Origin of the sequence: Photorhabdus kayaii, from assembly GCF_025384895.1 — a bacterium.
Taxonomy (GTDB): domain Bacteria; phylum Pseudomonadota; class Gammaproteobacteria; order Enterobacterales; family Enterobacteriaceae; genus Photorhabdus; species Photorhabdus kayaii.
Genome location: NZ_JAJAFZ010000029.1, coordinates 21,421 through 46,592, shown reverse-complemented (window position 1 = coordinate 46,592; position 25,172 = coordinate 21,421). Strand labels below are relative to the sequence as shown.

The 25,172-nt window shown below is 50.9% G+C and carries 5 protein-coding genes; 2 read left to right on the top strand and 3 right to left on the bottom strand.

Features of this window, described 5'->3' with window-relative positions; translation table 11 throughout:
- Window positions 1–4: 4 nt before the first annotated feature.
- The 3 genes from LGZ98_RS12495 to LGZ98_RS12485 are packed head-to-tail and all read right to left on the bottom strand — an operon-like array spanning window position 5 to window position 5,672.
- Window positions 5–2,164, bottom strand: coding sequence for a type I secretion system permease/ATPase (locus tag LGZ98_RS12495; protein ID WP_113044135.1), 2,160 nt, complete (start codon window positions 2,162–2,164; stop codon window positions 5–7).
- Window positions 2,164–3,552 (bottom strand): HlyD family type I secretion periplasmic adaptor subunit, encoded by a 1,389-nt coding sequence (locus LGZ98_RS12490; RefSeq protein WP_262978138.1) that lies wholly within the window; start codon window positions 3,550–3,552, stop codon window positions 2,164–2,166. Before LGZ98_RS12490 ends, LGZ98_RS12495 begins: the two co-directional genes overlap by 1 nt.
- Window positions 3,531–5,672, bottom strand: a complete 2,142-nt coding sequence (locus LGZ98_RS12485) for a peptidase domain-containing ABC transporter (RefSeq protein WP_113044133.1) — start codon at window positions 5,670–5,672, stop codon at window positions 3,531–3,533. The genes LGZ98_RS12490 and LGZ98_RS12485 overlap by 22 nt, the downstream gene beginning before the upstream one ends.
- Before the next feature lie 2,046 nt (window positions 5,673–7,718).
- Between LGZ98_RS12485 and LGZ98_RS12480 the strand changes: the two genes are divergently transcribed.
- Both LGZ98_RS12480 and LGZ98_RS12475 read left to right on the top strand, forming a co-directional pair.
- Window positions 7,719–24,092, top strand: a complete 16,374-nt coding sequence (locus LGZ98_RS12480; protein WP_262978137.1) for a non-ribosomal peptide synthetase — start codon at window positions 7,719–7,721, stop codon at window positions 24,090–24,092.
- A gap of 441 nt (window positions 24,093–24,533) precedes the next feature.
- Window positions 24,534–24,674 (top strand): hypothetical protein, encoded by a 141-nt coding sequence (locus LGZ98_RS12475; RefSeq protein WP_262978136.1) that lies wholly within the window; start codon window positions 24,534–24,536, stop codon window positions 24,672–24,674.
- Window positions 24,675–25,172: the final 498 nt, after the last annotated feature.

The following is a 25,172-nucleotide window of genomic DNA, read 5'->3' as shown; positions in this document are numbered from 1 at the left end:
TGATCTAAGAATCCTTCATCTGCAAGGTCCACAGTCGGGCATAAAGCCCGTTCAAGGCGAGCAGTTGCTCATGGCTGCCCTGTTCGATCACTTGACCTTGGTCGATCACCAGAATTCGATGGGCATGGCGCAGGGTATTAAGGCGATGGGCGACGCTGATCACTGTGCGGCCCTGTGCAATGCGTTGTAGGTTGGTCATTACCGCCGCTTCCGACTCGTAGTCCAGGGCGCTAGTGGCTTCATCCAGTAGCAATATTCCCGGATTGGTCAGTAGTGCTCGGGCTAGGGCGATGCGTTGGCGTTGCCCCCCGGAGAGTTGACCGCCACGCTCGCCGACTTGGGTCTCATAGCCTCGGTCCAGCGCCTTGATAAAACTGTCGGCACCGGCCAAAGTCGCGGCTTCATACACTTCCGTATCGCTGGCCTGGGGCCGACATAAACGAATGTTCTCGGCGATGCTGCCAGCAAACAGCACGCTTTCTTGCAGCACGACGCTCATGTTGCGGCGCAGTGCCACCGGATCCGCGATTGCCAAATCTATCCCATCCACCAACACCTGGCCGTGCTGAGGTATATAGAGGCGCTGCAACAGCCGAGCCAAGGTGGATTTGCCCGAGCCGGATGGCCCTGTGATACCGATGAATTCGCCGGGATGAATCTCGATATTGAGGTTGCGTAACACCTCCTGACTATCCTCGTTGTAACGAAAACGTACGCCTCTGAAACTCACCCCTCCCTGTAGCTTGGGTACGGAGGCCAGGCCGCCACTGCCACTTTCCCCCTCCTCATCAAGAATGTCGCCAATCCTGCGCATCGAGATCAGGGTATGCTGGAAATCCTGACAGACTTGGGCCAGACGCAGAATCGGCTGGGTCACGTGTTCCGAGAGCATGTTGAAAGCGACCAGCTCCCCTGGGCTGAGTTTGCCCTCCATGACTAGAGTAACGCCCCACAGTAGTAGCAGGGCGGAGGTTAGCTTCTGGATGAGATCGATTCCCTGACCAGCCAAGATCCCCACCACTTTGGCGCGGAATGAGGCGCGGACGAAGGCAGATAGCTGCCGCTCCCAGCGGTGTAGGAAGCCAGCTTCGGTGGCGTTGGTTTTGATGGTTTCAATGCCAGTGACTGACTCGGTAAGGAAAGCGGTGTTGTCGGCCCCTAGCTCGTACTCTCGCAATACCCGGGCACGCAGTACGGGCCCGACACCTAGCCAGAACAGGAAGTAGAGCACGAGAGAACCGAGCACCAGCCAAGTTAGCTCGGTGGCGTAGGAGAACATCACGGCGACAAACAGGCCGACGAAGGCCAAATCCAGCACCATAGTCAGCGCTGAACCGGTGAGAAATTGGTGGATCTGGTTCATCTCGCGCACCCGGGCGATGATCTCACCGGTCTGACGCTGTTGGAAATAGCCCATAGGCAAGGCCATTAGGTGCTGATAGAGGCGGCCGGAGAGCTCGGAGTTGACCTTGCTGGCGAAGTTGGTGAATAGCCAGGAACGAAGGAAACCATAGACGGGTTCGAACAAAGCCAGAGCCAACATGGCGATTCCTAGCACTTGCAGGCTCGATAGGCTGCGGCTGACCAGCACCCGATCGATCACGTTCTCGAACAGTATGGGGGTCACCAAGGCGATCACCTGTAGCATCAGAGACACTAGGATTACGTTCCTAAACTGGCTGACATGTTTGCGGATGGAAGGCACGAACCAGACGAAGCCAAACCGCTGCCGTTTCTGCGGTTCGGTCGCCTCCGCCAGCAGCACAGCGCTGCCTTGCCAATGGCTAGCGAAGAGGGTTCGGGGATAGCGACATATCTTACCCACGCTTGGCTGATACAAGGTAATGAACTCGCCTTCGACTCTCTCTAGCACCTGCCAGCCCTGTTCCGTATCCAGCAGGATAGGAAGGGGCAGGGTATCGAGACGGCTCATATCTGTGGAGATGTGGCGTGCCCTCAAGCCGATCCACTGGGCGCAGCGGCATAAGTCCTGGCTATCTGAGACCCCTTGGGGGCGTCCGAGACGGTGGCTTAGTTGTTCCGGTTCCACCGCCAAGTTGAAATGGCGGGCGGCATGGGTCAGGGCCAGGAGGCCGCCATCCGCTACCGCCTTAGACGCGTCGACGATGATCGGTTCCGACAGAATAGATTCGATGGTTGACATTATCGTTCCCTCAATGCTTCGGACTGGTACTGTTGTAGTGGGCTGAGTAGGTAGTCGATCACCCGCCGATCACCGGTACGGATTTCCGCGGTGACACTCATGCCTGCCTGTAGCGGTACCTCATGCTGGTCCACTGCGATAGAGGAGCGCTCCATCTGGATCAGGGCGGGGAATACCAGACCTAGCTGCTCATCCTTGACCGCATCCTTGGAGACGTGGGCGACCTTACCCCGTATAGTGCCATAGCGGGTATAGGGAAAGGCGTCGACCTTAATTTCCACCAGCTGACCGGCGTACACGAACCCCACATCTTTGTTCAACACCATCACTTCGGCTTCCAGAGAGGTATCATCGGGCACGATAACCATTAGTTGCTGGGCCGATTGCACTACGCCTCCCAAGGTGTGGATCGCTAGCTGCTGCACTACGCCGTCAACCGGTGCCCGCAGGCTTTGCAGCCGCCGCCTCTCGCCAGCCTTTATCAACTGTTGTGTCATGACCGCGATAGCGGTCTGAGTTTCGTTTAGCTGGTCGTAATATTCCCGGCGGGTCTTGGCCAGGTAGCGGTCCCGGCTCTCTTTCAGTACCTGATATTGCTCCTTGAGGACGGTCAGCTCGGCATGCTGTTGAGAAAGGGTGCGTTCGATTTCCAGCTTCTCTTTCTCTTGCTCCAGTAGCTCGACTTTGGGCAATAGCTGGCTGGCAGCTAAGGTACGACTGGCTTCAAGGCGCACTTTGATATTGGTCATCAGCTTTTCCAGCGCGGTGATATCGGCGTTACGTGCACTCTGGCTCGCTTGGTTGACGCTCATCTCGCTGTCCAGGCTTTCTAGATTGGCGACCACCTCTTTCCAGATACTGATCAGGTGCTCTCTGGCTAGCTCGACCTGTGCCTGTGGCATACCTTCCTGTACGGCGAAATGCTCAATGGGGGTATCGGTTAGCAGGGCCTGTAGTCTAGCCATCTCCAGCCGCTTGAAGTTAAGCTGCTCCTGTAGCTCCTTTAGCTCGGCCTCGACTCCTATGGGGTTGAGTTTGATCAGCAGATCCCCAGTCTTCACCCTTTGTCCGTCACGCACGTGAATCGCCACAATCTCGCCGGCTTCAAGGGATTGGATCACTTTAGAGTGGCTGGACACCAGCAGCCTGCCTGTCGCGTTGGCATGGATGTCTAGGCGACCGATGATGGACCAGAGTAGAACCACCAACAGAAACAGGGTCAGCGCCATTGCCGTGCACCTTGCCCAAGGCGCGGGAGGTCGTTCAACGATCTCCAGGTAGCCGGGCTGAAACTCGTACTCGTCGCGGGTGCGCTTCGTCGTTTTGGGCGCGTTACGCTCCCGCTGCCAAGCCCGGAGGACGGTTTTTAGGTGTTTCTTGAATGACATGGCTCCGTCTCCTTTCGTAATTCCTGTTGCATCTGCCACAGCCTGGCGTAGCAGCCGCCCTTGACCAATAGTTGGTGATGGTTGCCTGATTCGGTGATAAGGCCCTGCTCCAAAGTGATAATGCGATCGCAGTGACGCACCGTGGACAGGCGGTGGGCAATGATGATGACGGTGCGCCCTAGCGCGATCTCGGCCATGTTGGCCTGGATCAGCGCTTGGGATTCGTCATCGAGGGCACTGGTCGCTTCGTCGAAGATCAATATTTTGGGGTTAGCCATCAGAGCGCGGGCGATGGCAATGCGCTGGCGCTGTCCTCCCGATAGGGAACTGCCGGCCTCGGCCAGTACCGTGTCATAGCCCAGAGGTAATTGCAGGATAAAGTCATGTGCGCCGGCCAGCTTGGCGACGGCCATCACGTTCTCCAGCGAGGCGGAGGGGTCCTTAAATGCTATGTTGTGGCGTACGCTACGGTTGAACAGGTAGTTCTCCTGTAGTACCACCCCAATCTGGCTGCGCAGGTAGCCGGGGTCCAGTTGGTGTAGGGGAGTGCCGTCGATCAAGATCTCCCCCTCGTCCGGAGCGTAGAGCTTCTGTAATAAGCGGGCCAGCGTACTCTTACCCGAACCGGAGGGACCGACTATGCCCAGGTTCTCGCCGGACCTGATATGCAGGGTAACCCCCTGCAACACCGGGGCTTGATGGGGCTGGTAGCGGAACACTAGGTTGCGTATTTGCAGATCACCGGAGAGTGGCTGCTGAGGACGGATGTTCCCCTGCTCCTGTTCGACGGGCAGGTTGAGTATGTCACCGAGCTTGTCGACGGCGACCCGGGTTTGGACAAACTGTTGCCACAGGTCGATCAGTTTGGTGATGGGTTGGTTGATGTGGGACACCATCATGTTGAAAGCGATCAGTTGACCTATGGTGAGTTCCAGAGAGATCACCATGTTGGCGCCCAGCCAGATGATCCCGACGCCGGTCGTCTTCTGTAGTAGCATAACCGCGTGGCTGATGAAGCTGTTGAGGGTCTGAGTGCGGAAACCGGCTTCGACCATGCTCGCGGTTTGGGATTCCCAGCGCCGTTGCATCCTGGGTTCTACCGCTAGGCTCTTGATGGTTTCAGCGCCGCTGACGGACTCGTTCAAGAATGAGGTATTGAGGGCAGCCGTTTGGAACTGTTGTTCGATGCGTTGTTGCAGTGGTTTGGAGCTCAGCCAAGCTAGCAGAAAATAGAGGGGCAATACCGCCAGTACCATACAGGTTAGGGACGGCGATAGCCAGGCCATGACCCCGAAGAAGACGAAGGTGGAGGCGAGGTCCACGCTCAGGGTTAGCATGGAGCCGGTCAGGAAGTCACGAATGCTATCAAGCTCCTGCACCCGGGTGATGATAGCGCCCACTTGACGGTGTTTGAAGTAAAGCAGGGGCAGGCCGAGTAGGTGCCGGAACAGCTTGATCCCTAGGGTGATATCGATGCGGTTGGCAGTGTGGGCAAAGAGGTATTCGCGTAGCCCCCGGAGCACCACCTCGAACAGCCCGACCACTGCCAGCACTATCACCAATACGTCTAGGGTCGACAACGCTTTGTGCACCAACACTTTGTCCATCACCACTTGGAAAAACAGAGGAGTGATTAGGGCAAGTAGCTGAAGCATCAGGGAAAAAAGCAGCACCTCGCCGAGGAGGTGGCGATGGTGGATAAACGCGGGTATAAACCAAGAGACATCGAATCTGAGGGAAGCTTCCCCTAACCGGATCACCTCTCCGCTCCATCTGGCTGCTAGCTCGTTGATGGAGAGTATTTCGGGTGAAACGGCATAAGGAGATTGGATCAGGGCCTGATCAGTGGAAAGGCGCGCTAATACAATAAATCCCCCCTGTTTGTCGCGAAAGGCTAGGGGCAGCAGCTTGGGAGTCATTTTGGGGAATTTTAAACGGCATAATGCCAGATCAACATCATGTGCCTTGCCGTACTCTTTTATCGCAGGTTTCAGTTTGTTATGGGGGAGCAGAGGCTGTGGTTCCTGAGCCTCACCTTTAGCTAATTGCAACAATAATCGGCAACAGTTAAGCGCAGATGACAATGTATCTGCATCGGCGGATATATTTTCCCTATTCATTGTAATTTTCCCTTACGGGATTCCATTCTCACGTTGTTAATATAGAAAAGCCTTTCCGCAAGATGATGTATTGCAGAGTCAACTAATAATAATCGGTATTAAGAGCATAGGCTTTAATTTAAATATATGTCATTTTCATAGGTGGGCGCAAGCTAAAGCTAATAATAATTGCGGTCAATTAATCAATATTATCCTAAAAATGTTAATTGGGTGTTGCTAATTTATTGTTATTAATCTGGGCATGGTATTCAGTTTATGAATATATTGAATTGATGCCAGATATATCCGTTTTTATTTTTTTTGGAGAGAAAGAAGTTAATAGAAAAATATGGGATATAATTGTCATGAATGATATTTTTCAAATTTTTAACAAATTTATTAAAGTCATGAATGACCCTTTACCACCCACTCAGAATGTGAAGAGCATTCTCCAGACATTTACCTCCAGTGACTCATTCTGGTGTAAGCGCCTTGCTGTTTTGCAATCCCTTAGTTACCTTTCGAAACAGGCCGGAGGGTGAACAGAACCCAACTGGGTATTATATCCCGCAAATTTGTGAGCTGATGTGATCCCAAAAATTGGGAGCAGATCGAGCGTTATCAGTGACTTTGTATCAGAATTTTCTCCCGCTATTTCTTTTGTGCCGGATGAAAAGTCAGTGCCTTTAAATATCGATCTGTCGTTAGGTTGGGCACAGGTAATATCTGATACTTTGCTTAAGTTAATCGCTATTCCGGGTGACCACTTTAGTTTATTTATAGGTTATTTAGTCAAGTTTTGCTATTGGAATTTAATCTAATCTTATTTTATTTTTTATGAATTTTCTTTGCTATATATAAAAATATGTTTCATTGTTATTATCATTAATTATTAATAATAATTAATGTAAAGTTTATAAATAAATAGACATATATTTTCATTGTTAATATTGATCAATATAATGTCTATATATTTCTCTGCTGTCTGGAAATTAAACAATATCGAAATGAAATTATAAATTGATAAATGTCTCAGGGCATCAAGTAAATTACCTTGTAGAACGATTTACTTGGGTGATATTGTCTTGTAATTAATGATTTATTGCATATCTTATTGTTTTATAGCAATAATATTTATTGTAAGATAGTATGTAATAAAGCTATTTCTAGTTTTAAATTATTTCTATATGATATTAAATATAATCACATTTATATCGACTTTATAATCTTATTATTATAAAAAAATATAATGGATTTAATTTGAATTTGTATTGGTTCGTTTACGGTATTTACATTAATGATATTATTTATTTGTTGAAAAATAGTGTGTTATGAATTACTTTTAACCCAGCCTTATATTTTCAAATAATTGAATATATAGGATGGTTTGTAAATGTTGAATAAGTTATACCCTATGGATTTCAAGATGCATCGCGGCGGCAAGGGAGCGAATCCCCGGGAGCATAGATAACGATGTGACCGGGGTGAGTGAGTGCAGCCAACAAAGAGACAACTTGAAAGATGACGGGTATACATTTGTAATTGAACTATTAGTTAATTATTAAGATAAAGAATTTATTTTATAAGTAATTATCAAAGTAAACTTTTTTGATAATTTATTTATTTTATCTTTGTAAATATATCATTTGTTTTTGAAATAATTTCAATTAGATATTAATAGAGAATAGATAACATACAATGGTGATTTGGTATTTATGCATAATTAAATGCAGTTGACGGTTACATTTTAAATGATGGAATTCAATATTAGCCAATTAAAATTGCAGTCAATTAATCGAACTTATCTAAAAAACGGGAACAAAAATGGAATGTCTTATTCCGGAGCATAAAATAAATTATTTATTCCGTTGTCAGGAAAATTAATGTCAAGAAATTGTTAATTGCTTGTTGTTGACGGGGCTATAGCATCCCGTATCTGAATATTTTGAATTGATATCAGATGTGTCCGTTTTTATTTCTTGGGGGCAAGAAGTGAGAAAGAAATATTGGTGATGGTTGTCAGAAATGACAGTTTTCAAATTTCTAACAGATTCGTTGAGGTAGTAAATGAAAGATAGTATCGCTCAAGCAGGAAGTGATTTTAAAGTTGAACTCCTCTCTCAGACGTCAGAAAATATAACCAACGTAAATGACACTTTACCACCGACTCAAAATGTAAAGAATATTCCCCAGACGTTGACATCCAGTGAATCATTTTGGTGCGAACGTCTTGCTGCTTTGCAACCCCTCCAATTACCTTTTGAAACCGCCGGAGAGCAAATAGAACCCAGTTGGGTAATAAGCGACTGGCAGCTCCCGTTGCCAAAAAACGGTGAAGAGGAACCATTACAAACATTGTTGCAGGCATTCGTTATCTACCTTGCGCGTTTGACTCAGCAGACGGTATTCCAAATCGGTTGGTGCGTGGATGGGGTAAACGATAAGTCGGCAGATTTGGCACCGGTGGTGCCAATGGTCGTTGAGATGGAGTTTGATAAGCCCTGGCATGTGGTAGCGAATTGGCTGGATGGTGAGCTGGCCCGGTTGGCCCGGCACCGCACATTTAGTCGAGATCTCCTCGCGCGCGCTCCTTCATTGTGGGCTATTCCGGCGTTGACAAGCCACCGGCCGTGGCGAATTGCCATTGCTGTCATAGCGGAGGATAGACCGTGTGATCATACGGTGCCGGGCGAATTGCTGACGCTCCAAATCAATGTGCAGGGCGGTTTTCGCTGGATTTACGATGAAAATCGCCTGAGCACGGAAGTGATTCTGCGCATGGGTGAACATTTACAGATGCTGGCAGCGTCAAAAAGGCAGGGAGAGGAAATTCCTATTTGGCAGCTTAATGTGTTATCTGAGGCTGAACGTACCTTGCTACTGGAAACTTGGAACGCCACGGAAACCCCTTATCCTGACCCGGTATGTATTCATCAATTGTTTGAACAACAGGCAGAGCAAACCCCACACGCCACGGCGTTGGAATATCAAGAACAGACCCTCAGTTATGCGGAATTGAATATTCGTGCTAACCGGCTGGCTCATCAATTGATTAAGCTGGGCGTCACACCGGACCGACGGGTAGCGATTTGTGTGGAACGTTCCCCGATGATGGTGGTGTCATTGCTGGCCGTGCTGAAAGCCGGTGGGGCTTATGTGCCGTTGGATTCAACTTATCCGCGGGAACGTCTGGCATATATCCTGAGCGATAGTGCACCGTCAGTGGTGCTGGTTGATAAAGCTGGCCGGGCGGCGCTGGGCGAACAGGCGTTGGTAGGAGTGACGGTACTTGATCCCAATATCCAACTTGACCAGCCCGACAACAATCCGCAGATCCCGGCATTAACACCACAGCATCTGGCCTATGTGATTTACACCTCCGGCTCAACCGGACAGCCGAAAGGGGTGATGGTGGAACAGCAGGCGATTTATCAACGTTATCTGGGTTTTAATGACACCTATGCCGTCACCGCACAAGACCGGCTATTACAATTTGCCGCGTTTGCGTTTGATGTTTCAGTGGAGGATTTCTTCTCGTCACTATGCAACGGCGCCACACTGGTTATCCGGGATGATAGCTGGCTGGCTTCGATACCGGAATTTATTGCCTTAACCCGACAATATCGTATTACGGTGATGTCACTGCCGACTTTATTCTGGTCTGAACTGGCCGCTAGAGATAATGGATTGCCGCTGCCGGATTGTCTCCGGCTCATCATCATTGGGGGTGAGGCGGTGAAAAAGAGTGCCATTCAGGACTGGTTTAGACAAGCAGGCCATCGGCCTCGGCTGTTGAATGGTTATGGCCCGACGGAAAACACCGTGACGGTGACCTATAAGGAGGTGTTATCCCCAGAGGATGCCCGTTCTATCGGCAGACCGGCTAAAAATGCCCGTATCTACCTGTTGGACAAATATGGCGAACTGGTCCCCGCAGGTTGTGTAGGTGAGATGTATATTGGTGGCGTGGGGGTGGCACGAGGTTATCTGAACCGGCCGGCGTTGAGCGTGGAACGTTTTATGTTGGATACTTTTAGTCCGGTATCCGGCGAACGGATGTATCGCTCTGGTGATTTGGCCCGCTACCTGCCGGACGGTGACCTCGAATTCCTGGGCCGTAACGATGAGCAGGTTAAAATTCGCGGTTTTCGAATTGAACTGGGGGAAATTGAAGCCCGATTGACGGAACACCCGGCGGTACAAGAGGCAGCGGTGCTGGCATTGGATGGCGATCAGGGCAAACGGCTGGTGGCTTATGTGGAGGCGAAAGCGAATGAGAGATTGGCTGCTGATCTGCGTGAATACCTGAGTGCCATTTTGCCTGACTATATGGTGCCGGTGGCCTTTGTGCGTCTGGATAGCTTCCCGCAGACCCCAAGTGGAAAGTTAGATCGCCGGGCGTTGCCTGCGCCCGGGGAAGACGATTTTGCCCGTCAGATTTATGAAGCCCCACAAGGGAAGGCTGAAATCACTCTGGCGGACATCTGGCGTGAGTTATTGGGCATTGAACAAATAAGCCGGCATGACAGTTTCTTTGCGTTGGGCGGTCATTCCCTACTCGGCGTGCAGATGATTGAGCGCTTGCGCCACCTGGGTTTGACACTGACGGCGCGTGATCTGTTCCAGTCTCCGGTGCTGTCAGTGTTGGCGCAAACGTTGGGACAGCATCAGGCTGTGATAGTCCCGCCTAACGTCATCACGCCGACAACTACGGCGCTGACGCCGGAGATGTTGCCGCTGATTGATTTGAGTCAGACTGACATTGACCGCATCGTCGAGCAAGTGCCGGGCGGGATAACCAATATTCAGGATATCTATGCGTTGTCGCCGTTGCAGGACGGTATCTTGTTCCACCACCTGTTGGAACAGGCAGGCGACCCCTATCTGGTGCTCTATCCGGTGGCCTTTGCCAACCGGTCTTTGCTGGAACGTTATCTGGCGGCGGTACAACAGGCGGTTGATCGCCATGACATTTTGCGGACGGCGTTTATTTGGCAAGGATTATCCGTTCCGGCGCAGGTGGTTTGGCGTCAGGCACGGTTGCCCGTGACAGAACTGACGCTAGACCCGGCGGACGGTCCAGTCATTGATCAGTTAACCCGGCGTTTTGATCCTGTTCAATATCGTCTTGACTTGAGTCAGGCGCCGCTACTGCATTTTGTTATCGCTCAGGAAGCCGATGGCCGCTGGTTCTTACTGGAATTGCAGCATCATTTGATTGGCGACCATGAAACGATGGAAGTGATGCACCGTGAAGTGCAGGCCTATTTTACCGGACAGGGGGAGAATCTGCCTGCGCCGGTGCCGTTCCGTAATCTGGTGGCTGAGGCCCGGTTGGGAGTGAGTCAGGAAGCGCATACCCGTTTCTTCACCGATATGTTGGCGGCAGTGGATGAGCCAACGTTGCCGTTCGGGTTAACGGGCGTGCATCGTGATGGATCTCAGAAGACGGAATCCCACCGGATGTTGGTTCCTGAGCTAAATGACCGTCTGCGCACTCAAGCTCGACGTTTGGGCGTCAGTCTGGCGGCGTTGTGTCATTTGGCTTGGGCACAGGTATTATCGCGTACCAGCGGACAGGAGAAAGTGGTGTTTGGTACCGTCCTGTTTGGGCGCATGGCTGTGGGGGAAGGAATGGGGTTGTTTATCAATACCCTACCGCTGCGGCTGGATATCGATGAAACCCCAGTACGGGACAGTGTGCGGGAGGCGCATCTGCGGCTGGCTGAATTGTTGGAGCATGAGCATGCTCCATTGGCCTTGGCTCAACGATGCAGTGGAGTTGACAGCGGTACGCCGCTCTTTAGTGCCCTGTTGAACTATCGTCATAATGAGCAGCCAGATCCTTTGGATGAAACAATGGCTGGGATTGAATTCCTGGGCGAACAGGAGCGAACTAACTATCCGTTTGTGCTGTCGGTAGAGGACGGTGGCTCTACGCTGGGGCTGACCGCTCAAGTCGTGCGGCCGTTTGATTCGGAAAGCCTATGCGATTATATGCAACAGGCACTGGAGAGTCTGGTGGAAGCGCTGGAGCAAGCGCCAGAAATGCCCGTTCGGGTATTGGAGATCCTGCCGGAAGCGGAGCGTACCTTGTTGCTGGAAACTTGGAACGCGACGGAGACCGTCTATCCAGATCAGTTATGTGTCCATCAGTTGTTTGAACAGCAGGTGGAGAAAACTCCAGCGGCGACAGCGCTGATAGCAGGAGATAAAACGCTAAGCTATACGGAACTGAATACCCGTGCTAACCGGCTGGCTCATCAGTTAATCGAACAGGGAGCTTGTTCCGGTGATCATATTGCGCTCCTGTTAGAGCGCTCGATAGAACTGGTGGTGGCCCAGTTGGCTATTCTTAAAGTCGGCGCCGTTTACGTACCGGTTGATCCCAGTATGCCGGATGAGAGGAAAAACTGGCTGATAAGTGATTGTTCCGCCCGGTTGCTGCTCACCGATACACAGGCTGATATTCCGGCTAACCTGACTGTTCCGCTGTTGCGTCTCTCGGATGAATCAGACACGGACGGAAGAGAGGAAGAGTGCCTCAACCCTGATTTGCCGTGTTCCAGCACCGAGTTAGCGTATATCATGTACACCTCCGGTTCTACCGGTACACCTAAAGGGGTCTTGGTACCGCATCGTGCGGTGGTCCGGCTGGTCATCAATAATGACTATGCTGAAATCGGACCGGATGACCGAGTTGCCTTTACGGCTAATCCGGCTTTCGATGCTAGTACGTTTGAAGTCTGGGCACCGTTGCTCAGCGGCGGGGCGTTAGTGGTTATTGACCGCGCCACGTTATTAACACCACAGGAGTTAGTACCGGTTTTACAGGCTCACCGCATCACAGTGCTGTGGCTCACTATCGGGTTGTTTAACCGACTGGCGGCAGAGTTATCTCCGGTTCTGCCGCAGATAAAGATTCTGATTTTCGGGGGAGATATACCCGATTTACAGGTGATCGCTCAGGTTCTAAATAATCGCCCGCCACAACAACTCTTGCAGGCTTATGGTCCCAGTGAGGGAACCACTTTTACCACTATGTATCCTATCGTGGCATTAACGCAGGGAGTGACCCGTATCCCCATTGGCCGACCGATAGCCAATACACGTATTTATCTGCTGGATGCTTACGGTCAGCCGGTGCCGACAGGTGCGATCGGTGAGATTTATGTGGGGGGAGATGGGGTTGCTTGTGGCTATCTTAATCGCCCTGACCAGACTGCGGAACGTTTCCTGACAGATCCATTTAGTGATCAACTGGATGCGCGTATGTACCGGACCGGGGATTTAGCCCGCTATCTGCCGGACGGTAATCTGGAATTTCTGGGCCGCAATGACCAACAGGTTAAAATCCGCGGCTTCCGCATTGAACCGGGAGAAATTGAGAATCGTCTGGTGGAGCATCCGGCGGTGCGTGAGGCGGCTGTGTTGGCGCTGGGTGATGGATCGGACAAACGGCTGGTGGCCTATGTGGCGGCGGAAGCCCATGAGGGGCTGGCGATTACTCTGCGTGATCACTTGAGTGCCATTTTACCTGATTATATGGTGCCGTCAGCTTTTGTGCGTCTGGATGCTTTCCCGTTAACCCCGAACGGTAAGCTGGATCGCCGGGCGTTACCGGCACCGGACGAAGAGGCGTTTGCCCGCCAGATTTATGTTGCGCCACAAGGAGAGATGGAAATGGCGCTGGCGGCGATTTGGCGTGAATTACTGGGGATTGAACAGGTCAGTCGGTATGACAGCTTTTTTGCGTTGGGCGGCCACTCGTTGCTGGCTGTGCGGATGGTTGAACACCTGCGTCACTTGGGGTTGACGTTGGCAGTGCGTGACCTGTTCCAGTCGCCAGTGTTGTTTGAATTGGCGCAAACATTGGGGCAGCACCCGGTTATGGTGGTGCCATCGAATGTGATTACGTCAGCGACGACGAAAATCACCCCGGAAATGTTGCCGCTAATTGATCTGACTCAGGCTGAGATTGACCGTATCGTCGAGCAGGTGCCGGGTGGGATGACTAATATTCAGGATATCTATGCTCTGTCACCGTTGCAGGACGGTATTTTGTTCCACCATTTATTGGCAAACGAAGGTGATCCCTATCTGGTGGTCAGCCAGATGGCTTTTGCTGACCGGTCTCTGCTAGATCGTTATTTGGCGGCAGTGCAACAGGTGATTGATCGCCACGATATTCTGCGCACTGCCTTTATCTGGCAAGGGTTGTCAGTGCCGGCACAGGTAGTCTGGCGTCAAGCATCCTTATTAGTGACTGAATTGACGCTGGACCCGGTTGATGGGCCGGTTAGCGATCAACTGGCTCGACGTTTTGATCCCCGTCATTATCGTCTCGATTTGGGTCAGGCACCGCTGTTACGTTTTGTGGTGGCGCAGGAGACCGATGGCCGCTGGTTCTTACTGGAATTGCAGCATCACCTGATTGGTGACCATACCACAATGAAAGTGATGAACCGTGAAGTGCGGGCGTACCTTGCCGGGCAAGGGAATAGCCTGCCTGACCCGGCTCCTTTCCGCAATTTGGTGGCTCAAGCCCGGCTAGGGGTGAGTCAGGAAGCGCATATCCGCTTCTTTACTGACATGTTAGCGGAGGTGGATGAGCCTACGCTGCCGTTCGGACTGGCGGATGTGCATCGTGATGGCTCTCAGGAGATAGCATCCCATCGACTGCTGACGGCCAGCTTGAATGACCGTCTGCGTAGCCAAGCCCGACGTTTGGGGGTCAGTCTGGCGGCGTTGTGTCATCTGGCCTGGGCACAGGTACTGTCGTGTACCAGTGGTCAGGAGAAAGTAGTGTTTGGCACTGTACTATTTGGGCGCATGGCGGCGGGAGAAGGGGCTGACAATGGTATGGGGCTGTTTATCAATACCCTGCCGTTACGGCTGGATATGGATGATACGCCGGTACGCGATAGTGTACAGGCCGTACATACCCGGCTGGCGGGATTGTTGGAACATGAGCATGCTTCACTGGCGTTGGCTCAGAGATGCAGCAGGGTTGCCAGCGGTACGCCACTTTTTAGTGCCTTAATGAACTACCGACATAATGATCAGCTTGATCCTTTGGATGAAACGATAGAGGGGATTGAATTCCTGGGCGAACAGGAGAGCACTAACTATCCCTTTGGAATGTCGGTGGAGGACGATGGCGCCACGCTGGGGTTGATTGCTCATGTGGTGCAACCGTTTGATCCGGAAAGCTTGTGCAGTTATATGCAGCAGGCGCTGGAGAGTTTGGTAGAGGCCCTTGAGCAGGCACCAGAGACGCCGGTACGAACACTGAACATCCTGCCGGAAACCGAACGCACGTTGTTACTGGAAACCTGGAACGCCACGGAGAATCCGTATCCTGACGCGTTATGTATTCATCAGTTGTTTGAACAACAGGTGGAGAAAACCCCTGATGCGACGGCGCTGGTGTATCAAGAGCAGACGCTTAGTTATGCCGAATTAAATGCCTGCGCCAATCGCCTTGCTCATCAACTGATTGCGTTTGGCGTAACACCGGATCAGCCGGTAGCCATTTGCGTGGCTCGCTCCCCGACTATGGTGGTGGCATTGTTGGCGGTGCTGAAAGCCGGTGGGGCCTATGTGCCGCTGGATCCAACTTATCCGGGGGAGCGTCTGACGTATATCCTGAATGATACTGCCCCATCAGTGGTATTGGCTGATGCGACCGGACAGGCTGCACTGGGCGACGAGGCGCTGGTCGGGTTGACGGTACTCGACCCGAATATCCAGCCTGACCTGCCGGATAGTAACCCGCAGGTCCCGGCGTTGACGCCACAGCACTTGGCTTACATCATTTATACCTCCGGTTCAACCGGGCAGCCGAAAGGGGTGATGGTAGAACATCAGGCGGTGTATCAACGTTATCTGGGTGTTCATGAACTCTATGCCGTCACCGAGCAAGACCGGGTGTTGCAATTTGCTGCTTTTGCGTTTGATGTTTCAGTGGAAGAGTGCTTCTCGTCATTATGTAACGGAGCCGCGCTAGTTATTCGCGACGATAGCTGGCTGGCTTCAATGGCGGAATTTATTGCCTTAGCCCGGCAAAACCGTATCACGGTGATGTTTTTGCCGACTCTGTTCTGGTCTGAACTGGCGGCCAGAGATAACGGGTTGCCGCTGCCGGATGGTCTCAGGCTGATCATCATTGGCAGTGAGGCGGTCAAAAAGAACGCCATTCAGGATTGGTTTAGGCAGGAAACCTACCAACTCCGGCTATTGAACGCGTATGGCCCGACGGAAAATACCGTGACGGCGACCTGTAAAGAAATATTATCCCCGGCAGATGATCGTTCTATCGGTCGGCCGATTAGGAATACTCGCGTCTACTTACTGGATAGAAACAGGCAACCCGTGCCATTGGGCTGCGTTGGAGAAATGTATATTGGCGGTGTGGGGGTGGCACGGGGTTATCTGAACCGGCTGGCATTGAGCGAGGAACGTTTTATACCGGACCCCTTTAATCCGATGTCCGATGCCCGGATGTATCGCACCGGAGATTTAGCTCGTTATCTGCCGGACGGTGAATTGGAATTCCTGGGGCGTAACGACCAACAGGTTAAAATTCGCGGCTTTCGGATTGAACTGGGGGAAATTGAAACTCGGCTGGTGGAACACCCGGCGGTGCAAGAGGCGATGGTGCTGGCGCTGGATGACGGGCAGGACAAACGGCTGGTGGCCTATGTGGCGGCGGAAGCGAATGAGGGTTTGGCGGTTGATTTGCGTGAACATCTGAAAGCAGTTTTACCTGACTATATGATACCGGCAGCCTTTGTACGTCTGGATAGCTTCCCGCAGACGCCGAATGGCAAGCTAGATCGCCGAGCGTTGCCGGCACCGGGGGAGTCGGCGTTTGCCCGTCAGGTTTATGAAGCCCCGCAAGGGAAGATAGAAACGATGTTAGCGGCTGTCTGGTGTGAATTACTGGGCGTTGAGCAGATTAGTCGATATGACAGCTTCTTTGCATTGGGCGGTCATTCACTGCTCGCCGTACGCATGATTGAACGATTGCGGCGTATCGGTCTGGGGATATCGGTACAAACACTGTTCCAACATCCAACACTCTGTGTTCTGGCGCAGTCTCTGGTTCAGCATGATGAAATCCGGGTGCCTGACAACCGTATTACACCGGATACGACGGTATTGACACCGGCGATGTTGCCGCTGATCGATTTAACTCAGCCTGACATTGATCGTATCGTCGGACAAGTCCCGGGCGGGATGGCGAATATTCAGGATATCTACGCGCTGTCGCCGTTGCAGGATGGCATTTTGTTCCACCATCTGCTGGAGAATGAAGGTGATACCTATCTGTTAATTAGCCAGATGGTTTTTGCTGACCGGGCGCTGTTGGATCGTTATTTGGCGGCGATTCAACGGATAATTGATCGACACGATATTCTGCGTACCGCCTTTATTTGGCAAGGATTGTCAGTGCCGACGCAGGTGGTCTGGCGTCAGGCCCCATTGTCAGTGACGGAACTGACACTGAACCCGGCTGATGGCTCAGTCAGTGACCAGTTAACCCGGCGTTTTGATCCGCGTTATTATCGTCTTGACCTGAGTCAAGCCCCGTTACTGCGTTTTGTTATCGCGCAGGAAACGGATGGTCGTTGGTTGTTACTGGAACTGCATCATCACTTGATCGGTGACCATGAAACGATGGAAGTGATGCACCGCGAAGTTCAGGCGTATCTGATGGGTGAGGAAGAGAGCTTGCCGGTGCCGGTTCCTTTCCGCAATTTGGTGGCGCAGGCCCGGCTGGGTATCAGTCAGGAAGAGCATACCCGCTTCTTTACCGAGATGCTGGCGGAGGTGGATGAACCTACGTTGCCGTTTGGATTGACGGAGGTACATCGTGACGGTTCGCAGGTGACGGAATTCCATCGGATGCTGACGAGTACGCTGAATGACCGTTTGCGTAGTCAGGCTAGGCGTTTGGGGGTCAGTCTGGCGGCGCTGTGTCATCTGGCTTGGGCACAGGTGTTGTCTTGTACCAGCGGTCAGCCGAGTGTCGTGTTTGGTACGGTGCTGTTTGGGCGTATGCAGGCGGGGGACGGTGCTGACAATGGCATGGGATTGTTTATCAATACCTTGCCGTTGCGGCTGGATATCGATGAGACTCCGGTACGGGACAGCGTACAGGCCGCCCATACCCGACTGGCCGGATTATTGGCGCATGAGCATGCGTCACTGGCACTGGCTCAGCGTTGCAGCAAGGTTGCCAGCGGTACGCCACTCTTTAGTGCGCTGTTGAACTATCGGCATAATGCTTTGTCGGCAACGTCAGATGAACTGATCAGTGGTATTGAATTTCTTGGTGGACAGGAGCGAACCAACTACCCATTTGTGCTGTCGGTGGAGGATTTTGGTGAATCTCTGGGGCTGACGGCTCAGGTCGTACAACCGTTTGATCCGGAAAGCCTATGCGGTTATATGCAACAGGCGCTGGAGAGTCTGGTAGAAGCTTTGGAGCAAGCGCCGGAGACACCGATACGGGGGTTGAACATCCTGCCTGAAACGGAACGCAGGTTGTTGCTGGAAACTTGGAACGCCACGGAAACCGCCTATCCTGATGCATTATGTATTCATCAGTTGTTTGAGCAGCAAGTGGAGAAGACCCCAGAGGCGACGGCGCTGATAGCGGGCGATAAAACCTTAAGCTATACGGAGCTGAATACATGCGCTAACCGACTGGCTCATCAGTTAATCGAACAGGGAATTCGTCCGAATGACCCTATTGCGCTCCTGTTAGAACGCTCGATAGAACTGGTGGTGGCCCAATTGGCGATTCTCAAAGCTGGCGCTGTTTACGTGCCGGTTGATCCCAGTATGCCGGATGAGCGGAAACATTGGCTGATAAGTGATTGTTCCGCCCGGTTGCTGCTTACTGATACACGGGCTGATATTCCGGCTAACTTGACTATTCCGCTGTTGCGTCTCGCGGATAAGAAAAGTACGAACAGAGAGCAAGATCATGTCAACCTTGATTTGCCGCGTTCCAGCGCCGAATTAGCGTATATTATGTACACCTCCGGCTCTACCGGCACACCCAAAGGGGTTTTGGTACAGCATCGTGCTATGGTCCGGCTGGTCATCAATAATGGCTATGCCAACATCGGACCGGAGGATCGGGTTGCCTTTACAGCTAATCCAGCTTTCGATGCCAGCACGTTTGAAGTTTGGGCACCGTTGCTTAATGGGGGGGCTTTAGTGGTTATCGACCGCGCCACTTTATTGACACCGCAGGAGCTAGTGCTGACTTTACAGGAGCACCGCATCACAGTTCTATGGCTGACTATCGGGTTGTTTAACCGGTTGGCGGCAGAGTTATCTCCCATTCTTCCGCAAATTAAGATCCTGATTTTCGGGGGAGATATACCCGATTTACAGGTGATTGCTCAGGTTCTGGATAATCGTCCGCCACAACAACTCTTGCAAGCCTATGGTCCGAGTGAAGGAACCACCTTTACCACCATGTATCCTATCGAGGCGTTACCGCAAGGAGCGAGCCGGATACCTATTGGCCGGCCGATAGCGAATACGCGTGTTTATCTGCTGGATGCTTACGGTCAGCCGGTACCGCCAGGTGTGATCGGTGAGATTTATGTCGGTGGTGATGGGGTCGCCCAAGGTTATCTCAATCGCCCTGAGTTAACCGCCGAACGTTTCCTTGTCGATCCGTTCAGTGATACCCCGGATGCCCGCATGTACCGAACTGGGGATTTGGCTCGCTATTTGCCGGACGGTAATCTGGAGTTCATGGGCCGTAATGACCAGCAGGTTAAAATTCGCGGCTTCCGCATTGAACCGGGGGAAATTGAGGCGCGTTTAGTAGAGCACCCGGCGGTGCGTGAAGCGGCTGTGTTGGCGTTAGGTGATGGGCCTGACAAACGGCTGGTGGCTTATATAGCGGCACTCGCGGATGACGGGCTGGTGAATAGCTTGCGTACTCACCTGAGTAAAATTCTGCCTGATTATATGGTGCCGGCAGCCTTTGTGCGTCTGGATGCGTTTCCGTTGACGCCGAACGGTAAGCTGGATCGTCGGGCGCTACCGGCACCGGACAGTGAAGCCGTTGCCCGTCAGGTTTACGTCGCGCCACAAGGCGAAACGGAAATGACGCTAGCGGCGATTTGGCGTGAATTACTGGGGATTGAACAGGTTAGTCGATATGACAGCTTCTTTGCGTTGGGCGGCCATTCACTGCTCGCTGTACGCATGATTGAACGCTTGCGTCATTTGGGGTTGACATTGGCGGCGCGTGATCTGTTCCAGTCGCCGGTGCTGTCAGATTTGGCCCAAACGTTGGGACAGCATCAGGCCATAATCGTGCCAGCTAACGTCATCACCCCGGCAACCACGGCGTTGACACCGGAAATGTTGCCACTGATTGATCTAACTCAGTCAGAGATTGACCGTATCGTCGGGCAAATGCCGGACGGAGTTGCCAATATTCAGGATATCTATGCCTTATCGCCGTTGCAGGACGGTATTCTGTTCCATCACTTATTGGCAAACAAAGGGGACCCCTATTTATTAACCGGTCAGATGGTCTTTACTGAGCGGACTTTGCTGGACCGTTATCTGGCGGCGGTGCAACAGGTGGTAAATAGACACGATATCTTGCGTACCGCCTTTATCTGGCAAGGGCTGTCAGTGCCCGCCCAAGTAGTTTGGCGTCAGGCATCCTTGTCGGTGACTGAATTGACACTGAACCCAGCCGATGGATCGGTTAGCGGACAATTGGCTGAGCGTTTTGATCCCCGTCACCATCGTCTAGACCTGAGCGAAGCACCGTTATTGCGCTTTGTGGTAGCACAGGAGACGGATGGCCGTTGGACGGTACTGCAATTGCTGCATCATCTGATTGGCGACCATACCACGCTGGACGTGATGAACCGTGAAGTACAAGCTTATCTGGACGGACTGGAGGGGAGCCTGCCAACACCGACACCTTTCCGCAATTTGGTAGCGCAGGCCCGGCTGGGGGTGAGTCAGGAAGCGCATATCCGCTTCTTTACCGAAATGTTGGCGGAGGTGGATGAACCTACATTGCCGTTCGGATTGACGGAGGTGCATCGTGATGGCTCCCAAGTGACGGAATCGCAGCGGATGTTGGCACCTGAGCTGAATGACCGTTTACGCAGTCAAGCCCGGCGTTTGGGGGTCAGTCTGGCGGCTTTATGTCATCTGGCTTGGGCGCAGGTGTTGTCGCGTACCAGCGGACAGGAACAGGTGGTGTTCGGTACCGTAATATTTGGACGCATGGCGGTTGGGAAAGGGGTTGACAGCGGCATGGGGCTGTTTATCAATACCTTGCCGTTGCGGCTGGATATGGATGATACGCCGGTGCGAGATAGTGTACAGGCAGTACATAGCCAGTTAGCGGGATTGTTGGAACATGAGCATGCCTCACTGGCGCTGGCTCAATGTTGTAGTGGTGTGCAGGATGGCATTCCACTGTTTAGCGCCCTGTTGAACTACCGACATAATGATCAGCCAGATCCTTTGGATGAAACGATGGACGGTATTGAATTCCTTGGTGCGCAGGAGTTTACCAACTATCCGTTTGCCTTGTCGGTGGAGGATTTTAGTGACGCACTGGGGCTGACTGCTCAAGTTATCCAACCGTTTGAGCCGGAACGGGTATGCGGCTATATGCAACAGGCATTGGAGAGCTTGGCGGCGGCATTGGAACAGACCCCGGAAACGCCGGTACGGACATTGGACATCCTACCTGAAATTGAAAGTACGTTGATGCTGAAAACGTGGAATGCGACGGAAACCTCGTATCTTGAACGGTTATGTATTCATCAATTGTTTGAACAACAGGTGGAGCAAACCCCTGACGCCACAGCGTTAGTATATGAGGAGCAAACTTTCAGCTATGCTGAATTAAATGCCCGCGCTAACCGGCTGGCCCATCAGCTAATTGCGCTAGGTGTAGAACCGGACCAGCGGGTGGCGATTTGCGTGGCACGTTCACCGGCGATGGTGGTGGGATTGTTGGCGGTGTTGAAAGCTGGCGCAGCTTATGTGCCGTTAGATCCGGATTATCCGGGTGAACGTCTAACGTATATTTTGGCTGATGTTTCACCGGTTATTTTGTTGGCTGATGCTGTCGGGCGTACAGTGTTGGGCGAGAATGTGCTTACCGGTCTGACAGTGCTTGATCCGAATACATTGCTTGACCAGCCAGACAGCAATCCACAGATACCGGAATTAACCTCGCGGCATCTGGCGTATGTGATTTACACCTCCGGCTCGACTGGCACACCAAAGGGCGTGATGGTTGAACATAGACAACTGGTCAGTCAAATTACTTCGCTGAACATGAAATGGTCGCTTAACGCATCTGACCGTCTATTGCAATTTTGCAACCCTTCTTTTGACGTTTGCGCGTCAGAAATATTTTGCGCAATAACACAGGGGGCACAATTAGTCTTAAGGACAAATCAGTGGCTCTTGAGTGCGCAGGCGTTCTGGCGTCTGTGCGAGTCTTATAAAATTACCTACATGGCGATACCAGCCCAATTCTGGCGGGTAATATCAAATGTTAATAAAGGCGATATCTATCAGGGCTTAAGGATTATTTGCATTGGTGGTGAAGCGATACCTGATCATGAGTTACAACGTTGGCTATCGACTCACGGTGAATACCCTGTTCTGGCGAATTGCTACGGCCCTACAGAAGCCACGATTACCACGACGACATCTTGCCTAAACGAGGGGATGGGGCAGGCCAATATCATAGGCCGTCCGCTACCGAATACACGTGTCTACCTGCTCGACGTTCAGGGGCAGCCAGTACCGTTAGGCGTTGTGGGGGAATTGTATATTGGGGGCGCGGGTGTCGCACGGGGTTATTTCAACCGTGCTGAACTGACTGCGGAATACTTCCTGACTGATCCGTTTAGCGATAATCCAAATGCACGGATGTATCGAACCGGAGATCTGGTTCGCTACTTGCCGGATGGCAATCTGGAATTCCTGGGACGCCATGATCAACAGGTGAAAATTCGTGGCTTCCGGGTTGAACCGGGTGAAATTGAGGCCCGGTTGGTGGAACATCCTGCGGTAAGTCAATCTGTGGTGCTGGCGTTGGGTGAAGGGCAGGACAAACGCTTAATTGCTTATGTGGTGGCGCAAGCGGATGAGAGGTTGGCGAATAGCCTGCGTACCCACCTGACTGCCATTTTACCTGACTATATGGTGCCGTCAGCCTTTGTGCGTCTGGACGCTTTTCCATTGACACCGAACGGTAAATTAGATCGTCGTGCGCTACCGGAGCCGGACAATGAAGCGTTTGCTCGTCAGGCTTATGAAGCGCCACAAGGCGAAACGGAGACCGTATTAGCCGCGATTTGGTGTGAATTGCTAGGGATTGAGCAGGTTAGCCGGTATGACAATTTCTTCGCGTTGGGCGGCCACTCACTGCTTGCCATGCGAATGATGAATCTTGCTGCCGGTCGGGGTTTGATTTTTACATTGAATGCTTTGTTCCAATTCCCGGTGTTGTCCGAATTGGCAACTAAAATCACCTCAGATTTATTGTCTCAGCCGCGAAGCAGCGCTATATCGGTGCGACCTGATGGAACAGGATTGCCACTGTTCTTTGTTCCCAGTGGCATGGGTGATTATTCTTATGTCTTCGGGCTGGCTCAACATATCCCGTCGGGCTATCCGATTTATGCGCTGCCTTGGCCATCCATCAGTGAAGAACCGATGTTAACGATGGAAGAGCAGGCAGCCAGAATGATCACCTTGATGAAAGCGGTACAAGCGGTAGGCCCGTATCGGATAAGTGGCTACTCTTCCGGTGGGGTATTGGCTTATGCCGTTGTCCAGCGGCTTTTGAGTGCCGGTGAAATGGTCAATTTCTTGGGGTTAATTGATACGCCTGCGCCTCATTATTTTGGGAAGGAGGCTATGCAGCCCAAATACCATTGCTTTACTGAGCTGGCCCGGCAATCAGGGGAGGAATGCAAAGAAAAGATTGCAGCATTGTACCGGCGAATTGATGAGTTGAATTTGGTGCAGTTTATTGAAGCAGCACAAGAATTGGCGTTATATCCCGTCAATCTGCGTGCTGATGTGATCGCAAAACATTGGGAGCAGATCGAACGTTACACGCAAATCGTTGCCGATTATGAGCCGCCAGCATTAGCAATAACGCTGCATCAGTTCTATGCGGTAGAACCTTCTCCTGCTGTTTCTTTTGTGATGGATGAAAAGTCGGAGTCCGTGAATATAGAGCCGTCGTTAGGTTGGGAGCGGGTCATGCCTGATACTTCACTTAAGTTGATTGCTACTCCGGGTAACCATTTTAGTTTATTGGAAGATAATGAGAATAAAACCGCTTTAGCTCAGGCTGTTAATAGGATGATGGCAATCAGTTGTGATGAGGGGGCTTCGTAATACTGATATATTAAGGAAGTACTCAATTATTTAGTTCTAGTGTGATAATCCGGTATGTATTTATTATACCGGATTTTTTATGCATTAAAATAGAATAAGGGAAGTTATCATTCCTATATGAGTTATTTTTTTAGGTTTCTTTGTTATTATTGTTGCTATTTTATATTTTGTGATCTCAAACGGATTTTATTGTTGATTTTATTTTGTTTTGTTGATTGCTTTGGTATCAAAATTATATTTTTAATTTTGCCATTATTATTGGGAATATTTATTGTAATAGATAATTATGAGAAGATAATTGAAGATGTGATCATGGTAATGTGTTTTTGGGTGATGATATAGGCTAATTTAATTAGCCTTAATTTCATGAACTCGCTTTAGAATATATTGAGTTTATTTTAAAGGCTTGTGATAATTAAAAGCCTTATTTATTAGGGGTAATTGTTTAGCGCTAATTGTTTAGAGGTAATTGTTTATACTCTATGGATTTCAAGTTGCATCGCGATGGCAAGGGAACGAATCCCCGGGAGCATAGATAACTATGTGACCGGGGTGAGTGCAGCCAACAAAGAGGCAACTTGAAAGATGACGGGTATATGTTGGGAGGAGTATGTAATTGAATAATATTAAGCTTTATCCCAGTTTGCACCAGGTGTTGGTAAATATCGCTTGGCGTCAGAAAAATAACATCACAAAACGATCTCATTTGAATACATCTCGTTACAATCAATATCTTATTGGGTTAATTATTATATATGTCACATTATTTTATTATTGTGAAATAATATGTGGTGATATTAATTTTACGTAGTAAAGTTTCTTTACGGTATTGAATGCAATAATATCATTATAGGAACAAGGAGAGGGTGTTTTATTTTTTTTAATTAAGATTGATTATTTGTTCGGTTATTAGGGGAATTAGCATAAAAAATGACTAATTGGTCATTGTTAATCGAGCGATGGCACGGTTTTTTAATATTTTGAATTGATGTTGGATACGTCCGTATTTATTTTTTTTGGGGTAAGAAGTAAGAAAGAAATATTGGTGATGGCTGTCGGGTATGACAGTTTTCAAATTTC